Below are 24,071 nucleotides of genomic sequence, written 5' to 3' on the forward strand. Positions count from 1 at the left end.
GTGGACTTTTTGTGGATCGCGTTGAGGCTTATCGTTTATTCCAATCGCTAAATTATCAGCGCTTCCAACACTTAATCGAATTGGCGCCTGCTCGGCAGGCGTTAATTTTCCAATTACTGCCATTATTTCTACATATCAACTCCAAGCTATTGCCAGGGTATATTAGTGATGATGTGCCAGCCGGCTTACTTGATTACCGTCCTTCTCAGGATACGATAAGCCAAGCACAACAACTGAACCGTAGCTTTAGTCATCGTGCACGCGCTCTGCGTCGTTATCCATTGCGTGGTCTTTATCTTCTCCATCCTCATCACTACTTCAGCTACTCAGACAAAACCGAATTCGAATTATGGTTACTTTGCTCTGATTTATTAAGTATCGAACAACGACATCAACTGCAAAAAAAGTTAGACGCCATCACTGAGTGGTGTGCAGAGAACGGATTGATACTTAATGCGCAATTAATCACCGAGAAAGCATTGACCAACGATACTGCGCTAACGGACTGGCAAAAGGAAGAATTCTATACGCAAGGTATAGTACTGGCAGGTTGTGAACCATACTGGTGGTTGTTAACGCATGAAGAACAGACTGATCATCATCTCATTGTTGATGAGTTCAAAACCCAGGCTAAATTTAAACAATATAATCTCGTTGATTTTGGCCCAGCTGAATCTATTGATAAAAATGCCGTATTTAAAAAATCTTTCGAAGCATGTCAGCAATTTCTACTGACAGGTCATGCGACACTTGATCTACTCTATATTGCTCTATTGCTAGAACCAGGCAGGTCATTGCCGACGTTATCTCACCTGTTAAAACAGACGATTTACCGTGGTGAGCAGGCTTTCACCGCACTTGATATCCAAGCCCTGAAATTGGCACTGATTGAGATCTATGCTACTGACGCCAATAAACAAATAGCTAGAGAAATAGTTTACATAGAAAGTCAGGAAGCACTCTCCATAGAGGTCAAACATCCTCCACACCCTTGGCGTAGAGAATGTGTAAAACAATTGACCAGCCAGTGGCGATGGCCAGCGACACAATTACAAAAGCTGGATACTCGTCGCCTGAATATCAACAATAGTCAGGCCTGGTTTGAAAACTTAGCTACTGTTGTTCAATCCTTGCTACAGGCTTTGCAGCATTATTGCCAATCTGAGCAATTGGATACCCATAATGAGACGGCGTATTTAAATCAGTTATACCGTTTACGTTTTCAACCGACAGGCAACCAAATCCCCATGTTGCCACGAGCTTTGCGTCCAGAACCGAGTGAGAACAGGTTATTTTTATACCGGTTCAAAGAGCAGCAGGACTGGTTACTCAGTCAGTCGCCACTCTCTGACAATGCCAGAACAGGTTTATATCAGCATCCTCAACTCATCGATGTCATAAGCTGGGCTATTAATCACCAGTTGCTTGCTAAAACCAATTGGCTGAGTGTGACAGATCAACATCAAAAGTATACGACCTCTGCCGTTATCGAAATGAGCAAGCACCTGATCAGTCAGGGTATGTCGGATTTAGATATTCCAACAGATCGCGCTACAGTGACTGATATAGAAAGCGTTGAACAGGTACTCGTCTTTCCTAACTTGGAGCAGCAACCAAGTAATAAGCTCTCGCAACAAGGGCTTCAGCTTTCCAGCAAACAGAATGATCCGCTCAACTATAGCTCTTTTAAAGAGAGTTTAATATTAAGTGTTGATTGTTTATTCATTTCCAGCCATGGTCAAATCTATAGTGGCTTCTATCAGGGCCAAACAGCCATTCTTGATTTGTTAACCAGTCTATTATTGTGGCGGCCAGCAAAGACACCGAAGATCAGTAGCTGGTGCCCAACACCTGGATTTGAAAAAGCCATAAACCAGCGCTTGGAAGCTTTACTGACTCAAGTCTGCCGACATTATCAACAGCACCCGGATCAGGGTAAGTTTTTGCTTAACCTGGCTGACCGTCCCTATCAACTTCAATGGCACGATGAGCAAGTTGAATATGTCAGACGTCCGTTATCACAGAGTTTTTGGCAACACCTTGCTGATAATACAACAATCTTCACTGCTCAGGCTTTGGATAGCTATCTCGATAAGGATCAACTTCTCAATACCCTGTTAAAGTATCAGTCAACAAAACAGGTCAGTATTTTTCTCTATCTTGAACAAAATACCGTGGTGTATTACCTCATAGATGAATATGCCAACCTTATTCGACAACAGGTTCAGCATCTCAGTGAATCCACACTGATGAGTCACCTCAATGTGTTTATCTCACACATTAAAACCGTGAATAAATTTGAACATATCCGCTTCTATTTGCTGAGTCACAGTCAGCAAGGCTGGAAAATCAATGCCATCGCCCAACAATCGACATCACAAGGATTTTTACCGGTACAAGTGAATATGGCCAGCCCAGCTTTAGATGCTGCCTGCACTATCATGTGTGGTAAAAAATGGTTCGAAGGGCTTGCAGACGATGAGGCATTATTTGATCAAGTACGCCAATTTATTCAAAGCTTAAGGAAAAATAAGCAGAACTATCCTGTTTATATCAATCAGCTGCAATTTACTGATAACCATCCGTACCCAACGGCTATATACATCCAACAAAAGAGCCGCCTGGAACAACTTTTCAATCAATAATCGGTGATACAGACTTTCGCTTTGGCTTGGGCTCTTTTATCATGTTGGTCTTTATTATCGGACGACAGAGTAACTTATGATCAAAGTCGGCATTGTTGGTGGCACCGGATATACAGGTGTTGAACTACTCAGATTACTTGCGAATCACCCTGACGTATCACTTGAGGTTATCACCTCGCGAAGTGAAGCGGGCATGCCGGTCAGCGATCTCTTTCCCAACTTACGTGGTCACGTTGATATCGCTTTTTCAGAACCGGATCCTGATATTCTTGCTCATTGCGATGTCGTGTTTTTTGCTACACCACATACAGTGGCAATGGCTCTGGTACCCGAACTGATCAAACGACATACCCGAGTTATCGACCTGTCTGCAGACTTCAGATTAAATGATGTGGCTGTTTGGGAACAGTGGTACAACACCAAGCACACTTGTCCTGAGTTATTTGAACAGGCTGTTTATGGTTTACCTGAGTTAAATCGTGACAAGATTAGAAATGCAAAATTAGTCGCTGTGCCCGGCTGCTATCCTACTGCTACTGAACTGGGCTTTTTACCATTACTGGAAGCAGAGTTAATTGACCCGATGCATTTAATTGCCGATGCTAAAACTGGTGTCAGTGGTGCAGGCAGAAAAGCAGCCATTCCCATGTTAATGGCAGAAACCAGTGGTAGCTTTAAGGCTTATGGTGTCAATGGCCATCGTCACTTACCTGAAATTCGCGAGGTATTGTCAGAACATTGCCAGCGTAAAGTGGATTTGACGTTTATTCCTCATCTAGCGCCAATGGTCAGAGGTATTCATGCCACGTTATATGGTCGTCTAACGACACAGGATGTGGATATACAAAAAATATTTGAAGATCGTTACGCGAATGAACCATTCGTTGATGTCATGCCTCACGGCTCAATGCCGGAAACACGTAGTGTACAAGGTAGTAATGTGTGTCGTATCGCCGTTCACCAGCCACAAAATAGTGATACGGTGGTGGTACTTTCAGTCATCGACAACCTGGTGAAAGGTGCTTCAGGCCAGGCAATCCATAATATGAATATCATGTTTGGCCTTGATGAAAAAACAGGGATTAATGTTATTGCGATGATGCCCTGATGATTGATAAACCCTATGTAATCCATCATAGACGTCCATATCGTACCTTGTTGATATTGCTAATAACTTTGGCAATATCAGCAGCATTACTGTGGTATTGGACCACGCAATGGCAGAATGAGCAAAATGCTCAAATCACTGCATTGAAAGAACAAAACGAACAGCTACACGCAGAAAACCAGAATTTACTCGAACAAAATAAGTTGCTCACCGCTCAGGTCAATGACATTTCAAGAATGCAGGCTATGCAGGATGCCACTGATTCGCAGCTTCAATCGAACTTGGAAAGACTACAAAATCAAGTTATCGAGTTGAATAAAGAATTATTGTTCTACCAGAATATTACCCAGGGTAATGCCAGTAGTGAACTTCAGATTCGTGAACTTCACCTGAGGCCAAATCCGGATAATCCAAGCCAGTATTTCTACCGAATTGTGATTACTCAAGGGAAAAAAATTTCCAAAGCCATTAAGGGTGATGTCTTGGTAGCGCTTCAATTCAATGACGATAAAGCAAAACCCCGCTTAATCAACACACATGGGTTAAAGTTAAAACACGTGCAAGTGCTTGAAGGCACATTGAACATAGAACAAAATGAACAACCCAAAAGCCTGAAAATTGAGTTAAAGCAAGGTAAAAAAACACTCACTACACGTACTTTTAACTGGGAAGTCACGCCGTCCCTGCCATAAACGAGGTTGATCATGTTTAAAAAAGATAAACCAAAAAAGAAAAAAACAACCACACGTATCGATACATTAATTGGTCGTGATACACACATAAAAGGTGATATTCATTTCAGTGGTGGTTTACGCATTGACGGCAGTATTCAAGGTTCTATTATCGCCAACGAAGATTCCTCACTACTCACCATCAGTGACCAAGGTAAGATTGAAGGCGAGGTTCGCGTGCCAAATCTGATTATCAATGGCGAAATAAATGGCAATGTTTTTGCCTCCGAACATGTTGAGCTTGCACCAAAGGCGCGTATCAATGGCAACCTTTATTACCGCATGATTGAGATGGCAATGGGTAGTGAAGTGAACGGTCACTTAATTCGTGCTCAGGACGAAGAAGAAGACATACTGAACGTTGAGCATGAAGTATTTGATGAAAATGAGTCATTCCATCTTGAGCAAAAAAGCTAAATCTTGACTAATTTAGTCAGAATTGGATAATGGCTATTAATTAACCATTTATCGGAGTGATGACATGACAAGCGAAATGCCCAGCCCAATTATCTTTACTGAGGCAGCGGCAGCAAAAGTCAGCGATCTTATTGCTGAAGAAGGTAATGATCAACTCAAATTACGTGTATTCATTACTGGCGGCGGTTGCTCAGGCTTTCAATATGGTTTTACCTTCGAAGAAGATGTCAGCGATGGTGATACACAAGTTGAAAAAAGCGGTGTCACTTTACTGATTGATCCAGCCAGTTATCAATACTTGGTTGGCGCAGAGATTGATTACACAGACGGTATTGAAGGTTCTCAATTTGTTATACGAAACCCCAATGCCACAACAACTTGTGGCTGTGGTTCATCTTTCTCACCATAGAAACGAATCAAGCTCTGAAAAGAACCGATGCTCAGTCATCGGTTTTTTTTTGCCTGCAGAGTTGCCTATGGGTAATTGCTTCATTATGCTGAAATGAAGCTGATATAAGGACAAACAATGATTTCGAAATGGCGATGGTTGTTAACTCAACTAACGAGAACTTTATGGTTGAGGGCATCACTATTCGCTGTACTCGCCATCGTAACGGCACTCATTGCCATTCCTGTGCAGTCTTTAATTGAGAGTCCACTTCCCTTTGAAATTGGTTCGGAAGCCGTCCGTGGCATTCTCAATATCCTGGCTTCCAGCATGCTTGCCGTGACCACCTTTTCCCTCAGTGTCATGGTCTCTGCTTATACTGCTGCAAGCTCAAGTGCGACACCACGGGCAACGCAATTAGTCAGACAGGACTCAACCACACAAAATGTGCTGGCCACCTTTATTGGTTCTTTTTTATATAGTTTGGTCGGTATTATCGCGTTAAGCACTGATGTATATGGTGAAAATGGACGTTTGATTCTCTTCACCGTCACTATCGGCGTTATCATCCTCATCGTTGTCACTATATTACGTTGGATTGAACACCTATCATTGTTAGGCCGGTTGAGTGAAACCACGAATCGTGTGGAAGATGCTCTCACCCAAGCCATGAAACAGCGTATTGACTACCCATGTCTTGGTGCAAAACGCTTAGATAAAGAAAATCCACCAAAGAAGGGCAAGAATGCAGTTTATATTAACAAGGTGGGATATATTGAACACATCGATTTAGGCGGATTAAATCGTTGTGCCGAGTCTAATGAAACTGAAATTTGTTTATACATCGAGCCTGGGCATTTTGTTCATCCCGGTGAAGCTGTCGCTTATTATGATGGTAAACAGTCTGATTCGATTGATGAAACCGTCATCAAAGCCCTGTCCATTAATGACTTGAGATCATTTGATCAGGACCCCCGCTTTGGATTCACCGTATTAGCTGAGATTGCATCAAGAGCCCTGTCTCCTGCTGTTAATGATCCTGGAACAGCCATCGATATATTGAGTCGTGCTGTGAGAGTACTATCACTCTGGTGTGATCATAAAAAACTTGACGATTCAAATGACAATATTGCCTACCCTTATGTACGCATGCCGGAAGTCAAACTCGATAGTTTATTTGACGATATATTCCTCCCCATCAGTAGAGATGGTGCTGGTATGCTGGAAATTCATCTACGCCTACAAAAATCATTACTCGCTTTAAAACAAATCTCGCCTGAGTGTTTTGCTGAGTGCGTTGAAAAACATTCTGATTTGGCCTATCAACGTGCTTTATTAGCACTAGATCTTGATGCTGATATTGAGCGTTTACAAAAAATCCGTAACGCGGTCAGAGCTGCATAACTAGAGATTCATCACAAAATGACACTTTACTAAAAAGGGTTTTACCCATAAAATGAATGAACGTTCATTCATTTTATGGGTAAAATTTCATGTGTGCATCCTCATGCAAGGATAAACATCAAGCCATTTTATCGGCAACGCTAAAGCTTTTAGCCACAAAAGGGTTTCATGGTTTTTCTATAAAGCAGCTTGCCGCAGAAGCCGGGGTTGCGGCAGGTACTGTGTACCTCTATTTCAAAGACAAAGATGAGTTGATAGTCAGTTTACACAGCAACATTATTAGCACAGTCGCTGACGCTATTTTTGAGAGTCACGATACCACTCTGCCACTAGAGCAACAGTATCGGGAGCTATGTATACGGCTATGGCAATTTTGTCTAAATAATAAGTGCATGACTTTGTGTAAGCCTCAATTCGATCACCTGCCTGAAAACGTACTGGATGATCTTTATCAAGACACCTGGCGTCAATTACAGCCACTTTCTGACTTATATGAACAAGGTCGTAAACAAGGCATCTTGAAAAATTTACCCAATGACGTACTGAGCAGCTTTGGTATAGAGCCCTATGTCAACCTTGCAGGGCAACAGCTTCGAGGCACTATCAAAATATCCCCGGATGATCTGAATACCATGTTGGATGCTTCATGGAATGCCATATCAACATCAAAAATTGAGACTCAATAATGGAGTTATTAATGAAAATCTCACCCTCTTTTCTTCGTGTCATAACATTGTCTGTATTGCTGGTATTAACAGCATGTCAGTCTGACCAACAACAGCAAGCTGGCCAGGCAGGCAAGAAGCAAACCAGTCATGTGGATGTGGTCACGCTGGCACCACAAAAAGTAACATTACGCAGTGTATTACCTGCTCGGACTACAGCTTTCAGACAAGCTGAAGTCCGCCCACAGGTGAATGGGATTATCGAGAAACGTCTTTTTGAAGAAGGCGCTCAAGTAGAAGAAGGTCAGCAGCTATATCAAATAGATGCCGCTTTATATCAAGCTGAGGTGGCCAATGCTAAAGCACAATTAATGCGAGCCAAGGCGGCTTTCCAGACAGCTAAATCGAAAGAAGCCAGATACAAAAATCTGCTTGCTGATAATGCCATCAGTCAGCAAGATTACGATGATGCCTTAGCCACTTATCAGCAAACAGAAGCGGATATCAAAGTGCAGGAAGCCACATTAAAGACGGCAGAGACCAATTTGAACTACACTCATGTCTATGCTCCCATATCAGGTCAGATAGGTAAGTCAAACTTCACTGAAGGTGCCTTGGTAACCGCACAACAAGCTGCTGTATTGACCACCATCAACCAGCTCGACCCAATATACATTGATATTTCACAGCCATCGAAACACCTACTGGATTTACGTAAGCGAATCATTGCCCGTCAGATAAACAAAGAGAAAGCCCCTAAAGTCACTCTGACACTGGAAGATGGCAGTCCTTACTCAGAAACTGGCACCTTACAATTTGCCGAGGCCAATGTAGACCCAACTACAGGTGATGTGGTATTGAGGGCCATTATGCCAAACCCAGATAAGCTGCTCTTGCCCGGCATGTTCGTGAAAGCCACGATTGAAGAAGGGAAGCTGGACAACGTCATCCTGGCACCACAAAAAGGCATCACGTTTGACCGTGAAGGTAATGCCACGGCTTTGGTGGTCAACAAAGAAAATAAAGTAGAGCTACGTCAACTGGAACTGGACAGGGCTATTGATGACGACTGGATTGTGAAGTCAGGACTCATTGCCGGCGATCAAATCATTGTTGAAGGCCTGCAAAAAGTCGCACCAGATGCACCAGTGAAGATTGATAACAATACCTTACAAACGGCAGGTAACGGAGCGTAATCATGGCTAGATTTTTTATTGATCGCCCTGTTTTTGCCTGGGTAATCTCCATCATTATTATGTTGGCAGGGATAATTTCCATTGTTCAATTACCGATATCCCAATATCCGACGGTCGCCCCACCCTCAGTAGAAATCAGTACTGCCTATCCTGGTGCTTCTGCTAAAACGGTTGAGGACACCGTTATTCAGGTGATCGAACAAAACCTAACGGGGATTGATAACGTTCTCTATATGTCAGGCACCAGTGACTCCTCAGGTGCAGGCTCCTTAACGGTCACCTTTAATCCCGGAACCGATGCCGATATTGCCCAAGTACAGGTTCAGAACAAACTCCAATCTGCCATGCCGTTGCTGCCCCAAGCCGTGCAAAACCAGGGTATTGAAGTCACTAAGTCCAGTGCGGCGTTTTTGATGGTGCTTGGTTTTTATTCTGATGATGGCAGCATGGATAAATACGATATTGCTGACTATGTTTCGGCTAATATTAAAGATCCATTGAGTCGTATAAATGGTGTGGGTCAAATTCAGGTCTTTGGATCACAATATGCCATGCGCATCTGGCTTAACCCCGATAAATTAGCACATTACAAACTGACGACGACTGATGTAACCAGTGCAATCAGTGCCCAAAATGTGCAGATCGCCGCCGGTGAACTTGGCGGTGCACCTGCCGTAAAAGGGCAAGAGTTTAATGCCAGTATTATTGTGCAGACTCAACTGGAAACACCGGAACAATTCGGCCAAATCATCTTGCGAGTGAATGAGGATGGATCACGTATCAAACTGTCTGATGTGGCTCGTATTGAATTGGGTGGTGAGAATTACCAATTTGAAACTGAATATAATAGACAACCCGCTGCCGGTATTGGTATTAACTTAGCTTCAGGCGCAAATGCGCTGGAAACAGCCCAAAAAATTCGTGAGCGTATTGACGAATTATCGCCTTATTTTCCAAACAGCCTACAAGTGGTTTATCCCTACGATACGACACCTTCGGTCAGAATCTCTATAGAAAATGTTATTCACACCTTAATCGAAGCGATCGTTTTAGTGTTCCTGGTGATGTATTTATTCTTGCAGAATATCCGGGCCACGTTGATTCCGACTATTGCCGTGCCAATTGTTTTGTTAGGTACATTTGCTGTGCTGTTCGCCTTCGGTTTCAGTATCAATACATTGACGATGTTTGCCATGGTGTTAGCGATTGGTTTGTTGGTTGATGACGCCATCGTTGTGGTAGAAAACGTAGAACGGGTAATGCATGAGGATGGGCTATCCCCTCGTGAAGCGACCCGAAAGTCGATGGATCAGATCACCAGTGCTTTAGTCGGTATTGTCTTGGTACTCTCAGCAGTATTTATACCAATGGCCTTTTTTGGTGGTTCGACCGGTGTTATTTACCGACAGTTCTCGGTAGCGATCGTCTCTGCCATGGCCTTATCGGTACTCGTCGCACTAACACTGACACCAGCCCTCTGTGCCACATTACTCAGAGCAGGCGATGACGAACACAATGATAAAAAAGGGTTCTTCGGTTGGTTTAACCGCAACTTCAACCGGGCAACAAATAAATACCAAAGTTCTGTCGGTCACATGATTCACCGTACTGGCAGATATATGGTGATCTATTTATTGATCGTAGGTGTATTGGCGGTTTTATTCACCAAGCTTCCGACCTCTTTCTTACCTGAAGAAGATCAGGGCACGATGTTTACTTTAATGACATTACCAGCCAATGCATCAAAACAACGCTCAGCTGAAGTGATGAATAAAATTGAAGACTATTACCTAGATCAAGAGAAAGACAGTGTGAACTCCGTTTTCTCGATCATCGGCTTCAGTTTTGCTGGTCGTGGCCAGAATAATGGTATGGCCTTCACCGATATGAAACCTTGGGATGAACGTCCCGGTCAGGAGTTGAGTGTGCAAGGGGTCGCTGGACGCGCCTTTCAATATTTTGCGTCCATTAAGAATGCCATGATTTTCCCCATCATTCCCCCATCTATCACCGAACTGGGTAATGCCAGTGGTTTTGATTTACAGCTAAAAGATGTGGGTGGCCAAGGCCATGCTGCGTTGATGAATGCCAGAAATCAACTACTGGGTATGGCCGCACAGGATCCACGCCTAACCGGTGTCAGACCGAATGGTCAGGAAGATACACCGCAATTCAAGATTGATGTGGACCATACCAAAGCCGCGGCATTTGGAGTGGACTTAAATCAAATTAACCAAACCTTTAATACCGCTTGGGCATCTACCTATGTTAACGACTTTATTGATAATGGTCGTGTCAAAAAAGTCTATGTACAAGGCGATGCACCCTATCGGATGATGCCTGAAGATGTCTCAAAATGGTATGTTCGTAATGATGATAATGAAATGGTATCACTGGGTTCGCTGTCTGAGGGACGTTGGATATATGGCTCACCGAGGCTTGAGCGCTACAACGGTGTCTCTTCAGTGAATATTCAAGGTGAAGGCGCACCAGGTATCAGTTCAGGTGATGCGATGAAAGCCATGGAAGAGTTAGTCGCCAAGCTTCCCTCCGGCTTTGCGTATGAATGGACCGGACAGTCCTATCAAGAAAGAGAGTCTGGCGATCAGGCACCGCTGCTCTATGCTATCTCTATTATGGTTGTGTTCTTATGCCTGGCGGCCCTCTATGAGAGTTGGTCAGTGCCGTTCTCAGTACTGATGGTTATACCATTAGGTATTATCGGAGCGGTGCTATTCACCATGGCGCGCGGCTTATCAAATGATGTGTACTTTCAGGTAGGCCTGCTAACCACGATTGGTCTCGCATCCAAAAATGCGATTCTTATTGTTGAGTTTGCAAAAGCACTGTACGAAGACGGCATGTCATTAATTGATGCCACGATGGAAGCGGTCAGAATGCGGCTGCGTCCTATCATCATGACATCACTTGCTTTCATGTTGGGTGTGTTACCCCTCATGATCGCCACCGGTGCAGGTTCTGGTAGTCAGAACGCCATAGGAACCGGTGTTTTTGGTGGTGTCTTCACTGCTACCGCTTTAGCGATATTCTTTATACCTGTCTTCTTTGTTGTGGTATTTAGTCTGCGAGAAAAACTCACTAAAAAATCATCACATGATGAAGTGAAAAGGGCCTAATTATGATGAAACCTCTTAAATTATCGATAGCGATTTCGACAATATTAACGATATCGGCTTGTTCACTCATGCCTGATTATCAAAGGCCTGAGCCAACGATTGCTATCGCCAATCAACAAAAGGAAAGCACGCTTAATGTTGCAGAGCTTGGCTGGCGAGATTTTTATCTTGATCCAAAACTGGAGCAGTTAATCAGCAAAGCCCTGGCAAATAATCAAAACCTCAGAGTATCATCACTCACGGTTGAACAATTACGTGAGCAATTTCGTATTCAAAAAGCCGCAAAATTACCCACGGTCAATGCAGAAGGCTCAGTGACACGTCAGCGTACGCCAGAATCATTAAGTGGCATAGGTCGTAGTGGCATTACGGATACCTATAGTGTTGGACTGGGTATATCTGCCTGGGAGCTCGATTTCTTTGGCCGAATCGATAGTCTGTCAGAATCAGCTTTACAGCAGTTTCTGGCATCTAAATCCGCACGTGACAGCATGCAATTAACCTTGATTGCACAAGTGGCTGATGCCTGGTTTAGTTGGTTAGCAAGTGATGCTCAACAGCAATTATCATCTGAAACCCGTGAAGCACGTGCTGAAAGTTATCAACTGATCGAAAAACGGTTTAATAGCGGATTAGCTTCTGAGCTCGATGTCAGACAAGCTGAAACAGCGTTACATGAAGCAAGAGTTCTGGAAGCCCAATACCAGCAACAAGCCAATCAGAACTTCACCAATTTACAACTTCTGGTAGCACAAACTTTAGACAAAGATGAGTGGAAAAAAGACTGGTATGAAATAAAGACACTGCGAGATATTCCTGCCAACCTGACTTCTGATGTCTTGTTATCACGTCCTGATGTGATGCAGGCTGAATCCATCATCAAATCGGCTAATGCTGATATTGGTGCAGCCAGAGCAGCATTTTTCCCACGTATCAGTCTCACCACCTCCCTTGGGTTTGGGGGAACGAGCTTTGGTCAACTAGGCGAAGCATCAAGTCGTCAATGGGCTATCGCACCACAGTTCACCCTGCCTTTACTTGACTGGGGTGTGAATCAGGCCAATCTGAATGTGGCCCAGTTACAAAAAGATATCAATATCGCCCAATACCAACAAGTGATTCAAGAAGCCTTCAAAGAAGTCCGTGACGAAATGGAAGCCCGTTACACCCTAGATGCTCAGTTGGATGCGCAGAACGATCTCACTGCTTCCACCAAGCGCAGTTTGGAATTAGCACGATATCGCTTCAACGCTGGTATAGATAGCTATCTAGATGTATTGGATGCCCAACGGAGCTCTATTAACAGTGAATTAAATCAAATTGATACACGTCTGTTGAGGCTTCGTAATCAATTAACACTCTATAAAGCTCTGGGTGGTGGTTTGTATGAAGAGACACCCACAGCCGCCCCCTCACAGAATTAATTTTGTGTCCGTCAGCAGCTTAATTTAAGCTAGCCATATTTCATCAAGTAAGGAGAAAAGCATGGACTTACAAGTAGGTGGCATATTAGGTCTGATTTGGTTAATCATTGTTATCTGGGCCATTATCCAGGTATCCAATAGCCCTGCTGGCGGTGGTGCAAAAATCTTATGGATTCTTATCCTGTTGTTATTCCCTGTGCTAGGTCTATTAATATGGTTCTTACTTGGACCCAAAAGCTAGACTAGACCATTTCAAATAAAAAAAGGGGCTCAATGCCCCTTTTTTAATACATGCTGCTTAGCCTAAGTGGTCTTTTAGTAATTCTGGCTGACGTTCAGGTGTGAAAATCTCAATCCAGTAACCATCTGGATCTTGAATAAAGGCAATGCCTTTCATCTTGCCATCATTCGGTTTCTTCACAAACGGCACACCAAAGGATTCAAATCGCTCACATGCCGCATCAATATCTGGCACAGCAAAACCGATATGACCAAACCCACGCGGATCACTATTGCCATTGTGATAGCTAACCTCGTCGTTATCTTCATCACCCCAGTTATGTGTTAGCTCTAACATCGCAGGCATGGCAAATGTTTGTTTGATACGCTCATCGTTATCCGTTGAAATCGCTTTCACTTGTTCAGGTGATAATGCCGCCATAAAGTACAAGGTAAACTTCATCTCTGGAAAATCAAATCGTTTCACTAAGGTCATCCCCATCACTTCAGTGTAAAACGCCAGAGTGCGTTTCGGATCTTTGATGCGGAACATGGTTTGATTAAATACAAAATCATGGGTGGCAGGATCATGTGTCTCGCTTAGCCCTTCAGCATTGTCAAAATGACGACTCATTGTGCTCTCCTTAATGTAAAACAGATAAATTTATGACCATTCTTATGACGATGGCTCACTTAGTATTGAAATAACGCTGACTTTCTTCTTTCACCACTTTCGACAGCAATAAAATCCCGATAAGGTTTGGTATGGCCATTAAACCATTCATCAAATCGGAAAAGTCCCAGACAAATTTCAACTCGCGGGTTGCGCCAACAATGACTGCAGCGACAAACACGACACGGAAGACGATAATGGCTTTCTCACCCAGTAAATATTCCAGTGCTTTTTCACCATAATAGCTCCAGCCAATTAAAGTGGAAAAGGCAAATAGAGCCGTCGCTATCGCGACGATATAGGTCCCCGTCATACCTAATGTTTCAGCAAAGCTGACACTGGTTAAGATATTAGCTTTCACCCCATCCTGCCAAGCTGTGGCGGTTAAGATTACCAGCGCTGTTGCAGTACACACCACCAGAGTATCAATAAAGGTCTGAGTCATAGAAACCAATGCCTGTTTCACCGGATCATTCGTCCGGGCTGCCGCCGCAGCAATGGGGGCTGAACCCAAGCCCGATTCATTCGAAAACACACCACGTGCCACACCATAACGAATCGCCGCCGCGACAGCAGCACCGGCAAAACCACCGCCAGCCGCAATCGGATTAAATGCATGCCAGAAAATTAAATGAAAGGCCGCTGGCACTTCGTCAATATTGATCCCGATAACCGTAAAAGCAGCGCCCAAGTAGGCCACAATCATAAAAGGTACTAGCATTGAGGTGAAGCGCCCAATTGAACGAATTCCGCCGATTAATACCAAACCGGTTAACACCATCAGCACAAATCCGGTTGTGCTGGTCTCCACGCCAAACACTTGCTCTACAGCAGCAGCCGCTGAATTTGCCTGGGTCATATTGCCGATACCAAACGCAGCACCGATGGTGAAAACCGCAAACAAGCTGCCAAGCCATGGCAAGCCCACACCTTTTGAAATGTAGTACATCGGCCCACCACGCATACCGTTTTCACCTTCTTCACGATATTTCACGGCCAGCATGGCTTCGGCATATTTGGTCGCCATCCCCACAAGTCCTGTCACCCACATCCAAAACACGGCACCGGGCCCACCTAAAGAAATCGCTGTCGCCACCCCAACAATATTGCCGATACCCACCGTAGCGGCGAGAGCAGTAGTTAAGGCAGCAAAATGACTGATATCCCCATCAGCTTTATCTTCTTTGTGAAAGACAAGCTTCAGGGCATGACCTAATTTTCGGAACTGTAAGCCTCTTAAAATGACGGTTAAATATAAACCGGTTCCAACCAGCAATATCAGCATGGGCGGCCCCCAGACCCAGCCTGAGAAAACCGATACCCAGTGTGAAAGAAATTCCATGTATATCTAACCTGTGAGAAGTGATAAATGCTTTCGAAGTTATGTGAGAAGCAGACCGCTGTCAAACTTTAAGAACAATCAATCTATCAACGGTATAACTCAGCTCATGAAACTGTTTTAGATTTCAGAATAGAAGCCCCAGCCTCTCTTGATAAACTCAAGGTATCGGCAATTGAAATTAATGCCAACACAGCAATGATCCAGAAAGCTAACTGGAAATCCTCAGCCCCTGTTTCCACCAGCGTGGTTCCATGTAATAACCACATCGAAAAAACCAAGACCAGAGCAGCAAAAGCAATACCGATACCTCTGCTCATTTGTTGCAGCACAGAAAACAACGTGCTGGCATCACGCATTTGCTGCTCACCTACATCAGCAAAACCAATAGTATTGAGTGCAGTGAAATGCATGGATCGGTTAAGACCACTGATAAATAACACCAATACGATTAACCAGTGAGGTGTATTGACAGTAAACATGGCCATCGCGGCGAAGCCGACTGACACCATCAGTCCATTGACGAGCAAGACTCGACGGAAACCAAAGGTATTCATTATCCAGGTGGTGGCTGGTTTCATGCAGAGGTTACCAACAAATAACCATAACAACAGTGTCCCCGCATCGACGGGCGACATACCAAAACCCAATTGAAACATCAGAGGTAATAAGAAAGGCACTGAGGCGACAGCAATACGGAAAAACGAGCCTCCCACAGCCGTTATTCTGAACGTTTTTATCGTTAGAGGGCTCAAGCTGAATAAAGGATACTGACTACCCAGCAAATGCTTAACAGATAAAGCCAGCAAGATAATGCCAACAGTAATGAAACTCAGGCTATAGGCCATACCGATTCTGCCAGCACTGAGACATTCCACACCGGCCATAAATAGTCCGAAACCGCTCCCAGTCATGAAAAAACCACGGACATCAAAAGGTTCTTTTTGCCTAACAGGCGTTGATTGGGGTTGAATCAAAAAATGCGTAATAACTAAGATCAATAATCCAATCGGAATATTAATCAGAAAAATCCATTGCCAACTCCAATGTGTGGCAATCCATCCTCCTAAAAACGGGCCCAACACAGGACCAAATAGGGCCGGCCAGGTCAGAATCGCCACCGCTTTGACTATCTCGCTTTTTGGCGTATCTCGCAAAACAACTAAGCGACCAACCGGCACCATCATGGCCCCACCGAACCCCTGCAATACCCTCGCCGCCGTAAAACTCAATAAGTCTGTACTCAATGCGCATAACACAGAAGATGTGATAAACATCAGTACAGCAAAAGAAAATACTCGTCGGGCACCAAAACGATCAGCCGCCCAACCACTTAGCGGCATAAAAATAGTTAATGCCACAAGATAAGCCGATACCCCCACAGATAAATGGGCTGCTGCAATATCAAAATCCTTAGCGATCGCCGGCAAAGCGGTAGCGATTATCGTGGCGTCTAACGTTTCCATAAAAAACGCCGACGCCACTAATAATGCAATCGCTATTCGTCTGTTGATTAGAATGGGCCCTAACTGCATGCCATGACTGTCAGTTACACAATATCGTCTACGACACCACCATCGACTCTGAGGGCAGCACCACTGGTCGCCGATGCTTGCTCAGAGCAGACATACACCACCATATTGGCCACTTCTTCTACCGAAGCAGGTCGCTGTATGACTGAGCTCGGTCTGGCTTCCATAACAAATGATTGACCGACTTGTTCATATGACTGGCCTGTTTTTTCTACTTCATCAGCTATCATCGCTTTAAAGCCGTCAGAAAGAGTCGGTCCAGGCAGCACACTATTCACTGTCACGCCACTTCCTGCTACACGTTTGGCAAGACCACGAGACAGTGATAACTGAGCCGTCTTTGATACTCCATAATGGATCATGTCATCAGGAATATTGCGAGCAGACTCTGACGAAATAAACACAACACGTCCCCATTGTTTTTTCTGCATTGCTGGCAGATAGGATCGTGACAATCGCATGCCGGACATCACATTGGTTGCCCAATACGTATCCCAGGTTTCATCATCTGTCTCAAAGAAATCCGCTGGACCGAAGATACCCGCATTATTGACTAGAATATCGACTTCCGGCACAACATTGACAAGTTGTTGACAGCCAGCCGCAGTGGATAAATCAGCCGCAGCAGGAATAAGTTTGGCTTCGGGCAGTTGTTGTTTGATACGCGCTATCGCCTTCTCTACACTCTCATCACTACGGCCATTGATAACGACCTCTGCTCCAGACTCGGCTAAGCCAGATGCAATGGCAAAGCCTATGCCTGCCGTTGAGGCTGTGACTAATGCTTTTTTACCGTTGAAATCGATTTTCATCATGCTCTCCTTATGAGTTATTTGTGTCCATTTTAGGTGAGCGACAATATTGATTAAATAGATATAATGTAAATTCACTATTTCTGATTAGTTAACAATGAAACGTATTGATGATCTGCTTGGATTAAGAGTATTTGAGAAAGTGGTCACACTCGGTAGCCTGACAGCCGCCGCCCAAGCCTTAGGCATCTCGCTCGCTGCCGCCAGTAAGCGACTGAGTAAGCTTGAGCAGTATCTGGGTGTACAACTGATTCATCGCAGTACGCGACGGTTATCAGTCAGTGATGAAGGGCAAACCCTTTATGATTATGCACAACGGATTGTGTCAGAATTAGAACAGGCCGAAGAAGCCATTCTGCAAAAGTCGGAACAGATATCTGGCACATTAACCATTACCTCTCCCAACAGTTTTGGTCGACGTCATTTGGTCAAACTGATTGCTGAGTTCAGACAACTGCATCCTAATATCATCATCCAATTGCTGTTAAGTGACAGCATTGAGGAGATGATTTCAGAAGGTATAGATGTAGCTATCCGTTATGGTGAACTGCCAGATTCCAGACTTGTCGCACGTCGACTGTTGAATAATGATCGTATTTTATGCGCGTCACCAGACTATCTTGCTCAAAATGGTACGCCTCAGACCTTGGACGAACTCTACCAACATCACTGCATTATTATCAGTCGTCATACTGAAATTAACTGGGCCTTTCCCACCCAAACCTTACACATTCAGCAAGCCATAAGTTGTAATGACGGTGAGGCGGCACATGCTATGGCATTAAATGGCATGGGGATCGTGCTGAAATCCTATTGGGATGTAGCTGAGGACTTAAGCACAGGCAAATTAGTGCAAGTATTGCCAGAACAGGCTGTCATTAGCGCACCGATTAATATCATTACTCTGAAAAACCAGCATCAACCAGCCAGAATACGACTATTTATCGACTTCTTACTGAATAGTTTGCAGCCGCTACAGATGCATAAAGACAAATTCTGACAGTCTTATTTGCCTATACAAAAACTGGAGAAAATATGATCCAGCAAGTCTTCTGTGGTGAAGGTACCAGTAATTTCACCCAGTGCATTTTGTGCAAGACGTAACTCTTCAGCCAATAACTCACCTGCGCCCATTCCTGAGAGGCAGTCATAACCATTGACGATAGACTGTCTGGCGCGTGCCAGTGCATCAAGATGGCGGCGTCTGGCAATAAAGACACCTTCTTCTTCTGGGTGAAACCCGACGGCTTGATAAAGATGTTGTTGTAATAACTCAAGTCCATCCCCCGACTTTGCCGAGAGATACAACGTGGGATAGCCCTCTTCTTCTGTCAATTGCGTCAGGTGACCACTTTTATCAATCTTATTCCGGATAATGGTGAGAGGTTTATTCGCCGGTAACTCAGCCAGGATTTTTCTATCCTGTTCAGTGAGCCCTTGGCTATCATCGATCAGTAATAGAATATGATCGGCCTGAGCCAGTTCATTTTGGGTACGACGAATGCCCTCAAGCTCAACGATATCATTTGTTGCATCATGTAAACCGGCCGTATCAGATATACGTAATGGCAAACCACCAAGATGAATTTGCTCACGTAGTACATCACGTGTGGTGCCTGCCACATCTGTGACAATGGCAGCATCATGGCCCGCTAATTGATTATGCAAGCTGGATTTACCCGCGTTAGGCTGACCCGCCAGCACGACGCTGATACCTTCACGCAATAATCGGCCTTGTTTGGCAGAGCCAGTGATGCCATCCAGTGTTTGTAATAAATCCTGAAGTTGCCTGTCGACTTGCGCTTCAGCTAGAAAATCAATTTCCTCATCGCTGAAATCAATCGATGCTTCGACGTACATTCTGAGGTGTGTCAGTTCTTGCAGAAAATCATTAACGCGATTAGAAAAATCACCTTGCAGTGAACGCATTGCACTTTTGGCAGCCTGCTCTGTTGAGCTCTCAATTAAATCCGCGACTGCTTCAGCCTGGGCCAAGTCCATTTTATTATTCAGAAAAGCCCGCTCTGAAAATTCACCCGGTCTGGCCATTCTGGCACCCAGCTCAACGGCTCGCTGACAGAGTTTATCCATCACAAGTGGGCTGCCATGTCCTTGCAGTTCGACTACATCCTCACCTGTAAATGAAGCCGGACTAGGAAAATAAAGGGCAATCCCTTCATCAATCACTTCATTTTCGGCACTGCGAAAGTGTGTAAAGGTGGCATAACGAGGAGTTGGTAATTTGCCGCAAATTGCACTCACGATCTCAGCACTTTGCTTGCCTGAGATTCTAACGACACCGACGCCACCACGCCCAGGCGCGGTGGCTACTGCAACAATCGTATCCATCAGCGTCGCTTAGAGTGCGTCCATCTTACGAGTGATATACCACTGTTGTGCAATCGACAACACGTTATTCACAACCCAGTACAACACCAGACCAGATGGGAAGAACGCAAAGAAGACCGTGAACACCAGCGGGAAGAACTTCATCATCATCGCTTGTGCAGGGTCTTGAGGCGCAGGGTTCAGGCTTTGTTGAATCCACATAGAAATACCAAACAACACTGGCAAGATGAAATAGGGATCCATCGCTGTTAAGTCATTAATCCACAAGATAAAGTCGGCTTGGCGTAACTCAATACTTTCAACCAGCACCCAGTAGAAAGACAAGAACACTGGCATTTGCACTAGAATCGGCAAACAACCACCCAATGGGTTAATTTTCTCAGTACGATATAGATCCATCATCGCCTGATTAAATTTCTGTTTATCATCGCCGTAACGTTCTTTCAGTGTTGCCAACTTAGGCGTCAACTTACGCATAGCGGCCATGGAACGATAACTGGCTGCTGACAACTTGAAGAACACTAACTTAATTAATACTGTCAGCAGTACAATTGACCAGCCCCAATTACCCGTCAGTTTATGTAACCACTCCATGACCCAAAATAATGGTTCAGAAATAATGGTAAAGATGCCGTAATCAACCGTTAACTGTAGGTTCTTGGCTACCGCTTCAAGACGATCCGCTTTTTTAGGCCCGAGATACATTTCATAATCGGCCTGCGCTTCACTACCAGGCGCCACAGATATTGCAGGCATTCTGACACCAGCAGTGTAGTTGGTACCATTGATTGAACGAGCGTAATAACCTTTCTCTTCCGTATTTTGTTCAGGCACAATCGCCGCCACAAAATAATGCTCAATCATTGCCGCCCAGCCATCTGTCGCTTTCTGGTTAAAAGGCTTGTCATCTAAATCATCAAATTTTACTTTTTCGTACTCATTACCTGTGTTTGAAAATACAGGGCCTGTGTAGGTATAGATAAAGTGAGAACCGTTAGTGACGTTATTGCGGTTAAATTGGGCATAAGGATAGGCTGAGAAAGCCTCTGATGTGTTATTGACCACTTTGTAGTCAACGTTTACCACATAACTATCGCGTTTAAATGTATAGGTTTTAATGACTGTTAAACCATTCTCCGCTTGCCAGTACAATGGTACGCTGAGCTCGTCCTGACCCTCTTTCAACTGATAGCTCTGTTGCCCAGATCGATAGATTGCGTAATGTGTCGGCGCATCGTCATTAGAACGTAGACCTGATTGAGCCACGAAATACGCATCACTTTTATCACTCAGAAATTGAACCGGGGTATCCGGCTGTTCAGAACTGACAGCGTATTTAAGTAAAGCTAAGTTTTGAATATCACCGCCTTGTGTGCTGATGTCGATATCCATGACATCTGTTTTCACATTCACCATTTGTTTAGAAGCAACTGCTTGTGCAGCGTCAGGCACATCGGGTAACGCTTCTGCAGAGACGGATGGCATATCCGGTAACTCAGCATCATTGGTAACAGCGGCTGGGTCAGCTGCTTGATTCGATGTTGTATTTTCCACGGTTTGTTGTGGGCTGACGTAATCAGTTTGCCACGCCTGCCATAACAATAACGACACGATGAGCAGACCAAAAATAAATAGGGTTCTGAGATTATCCATTATGTTTCTTTGTTTTTAGTTCAGGTACAGGATCAAGTCCACCCTCATGCCAAGGGTGACAGCGGGATAGTCGACGCAAACCAAGCCAGGTTCCTTTGATGGCACCATGACGTTCGATTGCATCTATCATGTATTGTGAGCAGGTTGGATGAAAACGGCAATGCATGCCAGTGAAAGGGCTCAGTAAAAGTCTATAACCTCGGACGAGGATGATTAGGATTTTTGCCATTGCGCCACCACTGTTAACCAATGTCGCTCCAATGCTGCCCATATTTGAGTGCTATCTCGTTCTGTCACACCGGGGCGTGACAGCACAACAATATCGATATTTGATAAGACGGATTGATTCTGTCGAAAAGATTCGCGAATAATCCGCTTTAAGCGGTTGCGTTGATTGGCTAATTTCACGTGTTTTTTAGCTATCGCTAATCCCAGTCGGGGATGCCCCACTGAGTTCTCAACCGTTAAAACCGTCAGGCCCCCACCACCAGTGCGTTTTCCTTGACGGAACACCCGAGAAAAATCTCCCGGGCGATTCATTTTCATGGCTCGGCCAAATGTTGCCAAGTCATGCCCTCCCTGAAGGATGTCAGAGAAGATTATGCTGACAGTCTTGCGCGACCTTTTGCACGACGTGCGTTAATAACGCGACGACCACCAACTGTTTTCATACGTGCGCGGAAACCGTGAGTACGTTTGCGCTTCAGATTGCTAGGCTGAAAAGTTCTTTTCATTTCACCAACTCCAGAAATATTGATTGTTTTGCTGCCTGCGGTGCTAACAGCAGCAAAAACCGCCGAGGCAAAAGACACGGGATTATAAAGTTTTAAGGCATAACAAGTCAAACCAGAGTGACTTTATTATTTCTGTGGTTATTTTACTTGCCAAAAAGCTGGCTTAAGGATAACTTTAGACGTCCTGCGTTACCAGCTATACTATTTCTCTTACGTAGCTAACCAGCGCACCTCTTTTTTGTTTAAACCGGTATAAATCAAGGAGTTAATGTGTCATCACCCCTTTGGGAAAAATGTCTGTCCCATCTCGAAGGTGATTTGTCGGCACAGCAGCTGAATACTTGGCTTAGGCCGCTGCAAGCGATCGAAACCGAAGAGAATTTACGCCTACTTGCGCCTAATCCGTATGTTAAAGCCTGGGTACAAGAGCAACTTGAGACACAGATAAATCAGCTGGTTCATCAATTAACTCAAGGCCTTATAGAACAGGTATCCATTGAGGTAGGCACCATCGATCAGGCACCACAACGCCCAAAACGCCTTGTACCTGCTGCCGCAACAACAAACATCGATAAAGAAGAAAAGCCGGAAATTGTTAAATCCGAACCCGCCCTTGGGAGTCCAATCAATCCACTATTTACTTTTGATAGTTATGTCGAAGGTAAGTCCAATCAGATTGCTCGCGCCGCCTCGCTTCATGTGGCAGAAGCGCCAGGGACAAGTGGTTATAACCCTCTCTTTTTATATGGTGGCACTGGTCTGGGTAAAACTCACCTCATGCTGGCCGTGGGTAATAAGATCAAACAAAACAATCCAAAAGCACGGGTGATTTACCTATCATCAGAACGCTTTGTTCAAGACATGATTACCGCCCTACGCAACAACGCTATCGATCAGTTTAAAAATCACTATCGCAGTGCCGATGCATTATTGATTGATGATATTCAGTTCTTTGCAAAAAAAGAGCGCTCTCAGGAAGAGTTCTTCTATACCTTTAATAGTTTGTTAGAAGGCCAGCGCCAAATCATATTGACCTGCGACCGTTTCCCGAAAGAAGTCGACAACCTCGATGAACGTCTACAATCACGTCTTGGTTGGGGCTTAACTGTTGCTATCGAGCCGCCAGAACTCGAAACACGTGTGGCGATTCTGATCAAGAAAGCGCAACAAAACCTGATTACACTGCCGGAAGACGTGGCCTTTTTCATTGCTAAACGTATAAAATCGAATGTGCGTGATCTGGAAGGTGCATTGCAGCGCGTTCTGGCTTTTTCTCGCTTCACCAATCAGCCCATGTCAATTGATATGGCACAGGAAGCATTGAAAGATCTGTTGGCCCTGCACCAAAAGCTGGTCACACTAGAAAGTATCCAGAAAACAGTGGCGGAGTATTTCAAAGTCCGCGTATCTGAATTGCTGGCGAAAAAACGCACACGTTCTATCGCTCGCCCAAGGCAAATTGCCATGGCTTTAGCCAAAGAATTAACCAGTCACAGCCTGCCAGAAATAGGTGAATCATTTGGTGGACGTGACCATACGACTGTCCTGCATGCGTGCCGGAAAGTTGCTGAACTGAAAGAGTCGGATCCCCGCGTGGCTGAAGACTACCGTAACCTTTTACGAACACTGTCGAGTTAACCCGAGA

At 44.5% G+C, this 24,071-nt stretch carries 22 protein-coding genes; 13 read left to right on the plus strand and 9 right to left on the minus strand.

The window, feature by feature from the left end:
- Positions 1-11: 11 nt before the first annotated feature.
- From B3014_RS10105 to B3014_RS10155, 11 genes are all read left to right on the plus strand, one after another.
- Positions 12-2,645, plus strand: a complete 2,634-nt coding sequence (locus tag B3014_RS10105; RefSeq protein WP_289244135.1) for a class I adenylate cyclase — start codon at positions 12-14, stop codon at positions 2,643-2,645.
- A gap of 76 nt (positions 2,646-2,721) precedes the next feature.
- Positions 2,722-3,753, plus strand: coding sequence for an N-acetyl-gamma-glutamyl-phosphate reductase (gene argC / locus B3014_RS10110; RefSeq protein ID WP_289244136.1), 1,032 nt, complete (start codon positions 2,722-2,724; stop codon positions 3,751-3,753).
- The gene (locus tag B3014_RS10115) at positions 3,753-4,445 is read left to right on the plus strand and encodes a DUF6776 family protein (RefSeq protein ID WP_289244137.1); all 693 of its coding nucleotides are present in this window, start codon (positions 3,753-3,755) and stop codon (positions 4,443-4,445) included. Before argC ends, B3014_RS10115 begins: the two co-directional genes overlap by 1 nt.
- A gap of 12 nt (positions 4,446-4,457) precedes the next feature.
- Complete coding sequence (locus tag B3014_RS10120; RefSeq protein ID WP_286303457.1) at positions 4,458-4,901, plus strand: bactofilin family protein; 444 nt, start codon at positions 4,458-4,460, stop codon at positions 4,899-4,901.
- A 64-nt stretch (positions 4,902-4,965) separates the two neighbouring features.
- Positions 4,966-5,310 carry an iron-sulfur cluster insertion protein ErpA gene (gene erpA / locus B3014_RS10125; protein ID WP_289244138.1) on the plus strand — a complete coding sequence of 115 codons (345 nt, stop codon included), beginning with the start codon at positions 4,966-4,968 and terminating at the stop codon, positions 5,308-5,310.
- 117 nt (positions 5,311-5,427) lie between these two features.
- A complete protein-coding gene (locus B3014_RS10130) occupies positions 5,428-6,693 on the plus strand; it encodes a DUF2254 domain-containing protein (RefSeq protein ID WP_289244139.1) in 1,266 nt (421 codons plus the stop codon).
- Positions 6,694-6,782: 89 nt separating this feature from the next.
- Positions 6,783-7,379: a TetR/AcrR family transcriptional regulator gene (locus tag B3014_RS10135; RefSeq protein WP_289244140.1), complete on the plus strand. Its 597-nt coding sequence runs from the start codon at positions 6,783-6,785 to the stop codon at positions 7,377-7,379.
- An 11-nt stretch (positions 7,380-7,390) separates the two neighbouring features.
- On the plus strand, positions 7,391-8,554 hold the full coding sequence (locus B3014_RS10140; protein WP_289244141.1) for an efflux RND transporter periplasmic adaptor subunit: 1,164 nt from the start codon (positions 7,391-7,393) through the stop codon (positions 8,552-8,554).
- A gap of 2 nt (positions 8,555-8,556) precedes the next feature.
- Entirely contained in the window at positions 8,557-11,691 is a 3,135-nt protein-coding gene (locus B3014_RS10145; protein ID WP_289244142.1) for an efflux RND transporter permease subunit, read from the plus strand.
- Between the two features lie 2 nt (positions 11,692-11,693).
- Complete coding sequence (locus B3014_RS10150) at positions 11,694-13,115, plus strand: efflux transporter outer membrane subunit (RefSeq protein ID WP_289244143.1); 1,422 nt, start codon at positions 11,694-11,696, stop codon at positions 13,113-13,115.
- A gap of 61 nt (positions 13,116-13,176) precedes the next feature.
- Entirely contained in the window at positions 13,177-13,356 is a 180-nt protein-coding gene (locus tag B3014_RS10155; protein ID WP_289244144.1) for a PLDc N-terminal domain-containing protein, read from the plus strand.
- Positions 13,357-13,413: 57 nt separating this feature from the next.
- Here the strand turns inward: B3014_RS10155 and gloA are convergent, their stop codons facing one another.
- From gloA to B3014_RS10175, 4 genes are all read right to left on the minus strand, one after another.
- Positions 13,414-13,968, minus strand: a complete 555-nt coding sequence (gene gloA, locus B3014_RS10160) for a lactoylglutathione lyase (protein WP_273178471.1) — start codon at positions 13,966-13,968, stop codon at positions 13,414-13,416.
- Positions 13,969-14,023: 55 nt separating this feature from the next.
- Positions 14,024-15,349 carry an alanine/glycine:cation symporter family protein gene (locus B3014_RS10165; protein ID WP_286303449.1) on the minus strand — a complete coding sequence of 442 codons (1,326 nt, stop codon included), beginning with the start codon at positions 15,347-15,349 and terminating at the stop codon, positions 14,024-14,026.
- Between the two features lie 104 nt (positions 15,350-15,453).
- Positions 15,454-16,881: an MFS transporter gene (locus tag B3014_RS10170; protein ID WP_286303448.1), complete on the minus strand. Its 1,428-nt coding sequence runs from the start codon at positions 16,879-16,881 to the stop codon at positions 15,454-15,456.
- A 14-nt stretch (positions 16,882-16,895) separates the two neighbouring features.
- Complete coding sequence (locus B3014_RS10175; RefSeq protein WP_320165416.1) at positions 16,896-17,693, minus strand: SDR family NAD(P)-dependent oxidoreductase; 798 nt, start codon at positions 17,691-17,693, stop codon at positions 16,896-16,898.
- A 94-nt stretch (positions 17,694-17,787) separates the two neighbouring features.
- On the opposite strand from B3014_RS10175, the gene B3014_RS10180 reads away from it, so the two are divergent.
- Positions 17,788-18,690, plus strand: coding sequence for a LysR family transcriptional regulator (locus B3014_RS10180; protein ID WP_289244145.1), 903 nt, complete (start codon positions 17,788-17,790; stop codon positions 18,688-18,690).
- Positions 18,691-18,695: 5 nt separating this feature from the next.
- Here the strand turns inward: B3014_RS10180 and mnmE are convergent, their stop codons facing one another.
- Genes mnmE through rpmH form a run of 5 tightly spaced genes read right to left on the minus strand, consistent with a single transcriptional unit; the run spans position 18,696 to position 22,426 of the window.
- Positions 18,696-20,039: a tRNA uridine-5-carboxymethylaminomethyl(34) synthesis GTPase MnmE gene (mnmE, locus tag B3014_RS10185; RefSeq protein WP_289244146.1), complete on the minus strand. Its 1,344-nt coding sequence runs from the start codon at positions 20,037-20,039 to the stop codon at positions 18,696-18,698.
- 9 nt (positions 20,040-20,048) lie between these two features.
- Positions 20,049-21,692 carry a membrane protein insertase YidC gene (gene yidC / locus B3014_RS10190; protein ID WP_289244147.1) on the minus strand — a complete coding sequence of 548 codons (1,644 nt, stop codon included), beginning with the start codon at positions 21,690-21,692 and terminating at the stop codon, positions 20,049-20,051.
- Positions 21,685-21,921 (minus strand): membrane protein insertion efficiency factor YidD, encoded by a 237-nt coding sequence (yidD, locus tag B3014_RS10195; protein ID WP_286303444.1) that lies wholly within the window; start codon positions 21,919-21,921, stop codon positions 21,685-21,687. The genes yidC and yidD overlap by 8 nt, the downstream gene beginning before the upstream one ends.
- Positions 21,906-22,259: a ribonuclease P protein component gene (rnpA, locus tag B3014_RS10200; protein ID WP_286303443.1), complete on the minus strand. Its 354-nt coding sequence runs from the start codon at positions 22,257-22,259 to the stop codon at positions 21,906-21,908. Before rnpA ends, yidD begins: the two co-directional genes overlap by 16 nt.
- Before the next feature lie 32 nt (positions 22,260-22,291).
- The gene (gene rpmH / locus B3014_RS10205) at positions 22,292-22,426 is read right to left on the minus strand and encodes a 50S ribosomal protein L34 (RefSeq protein WP_286303442.1); all 135 of its coding nucleotides are present in this window, start codon (positions 22,424-22,426) and stop codon (positions 22,292-22,294) included.
- A 270-nt stretch (positions 22,427-22,696) separates the two neighbouring features.
- On the opposite strand from rpmH, the gene dnaA reads away from it, so the two are divergent.
- A complete protein-coding gene (gene dnaA, locus B3014_RS10210) occupies positions 22,697-24,064 on the plus strand; it encodes a chromosomal replication initiator protein DnaA (RefSeq protein ID WP_289244148.1) in 1,368 nt (455 codons plus the stop codon).
- Positions 24,065-24,071: the final 7 nt, after the last annotated feature.

Source organism: Methylophaga sp. UBA678 (genome assembly GCF_002299105.1).
Lineage (GTDB): Bacteria > Pseudomonadota > Gammaproteobacteria > Nitrosococcales > Methylophagaceae > Methylophaga > Methylophaga marina.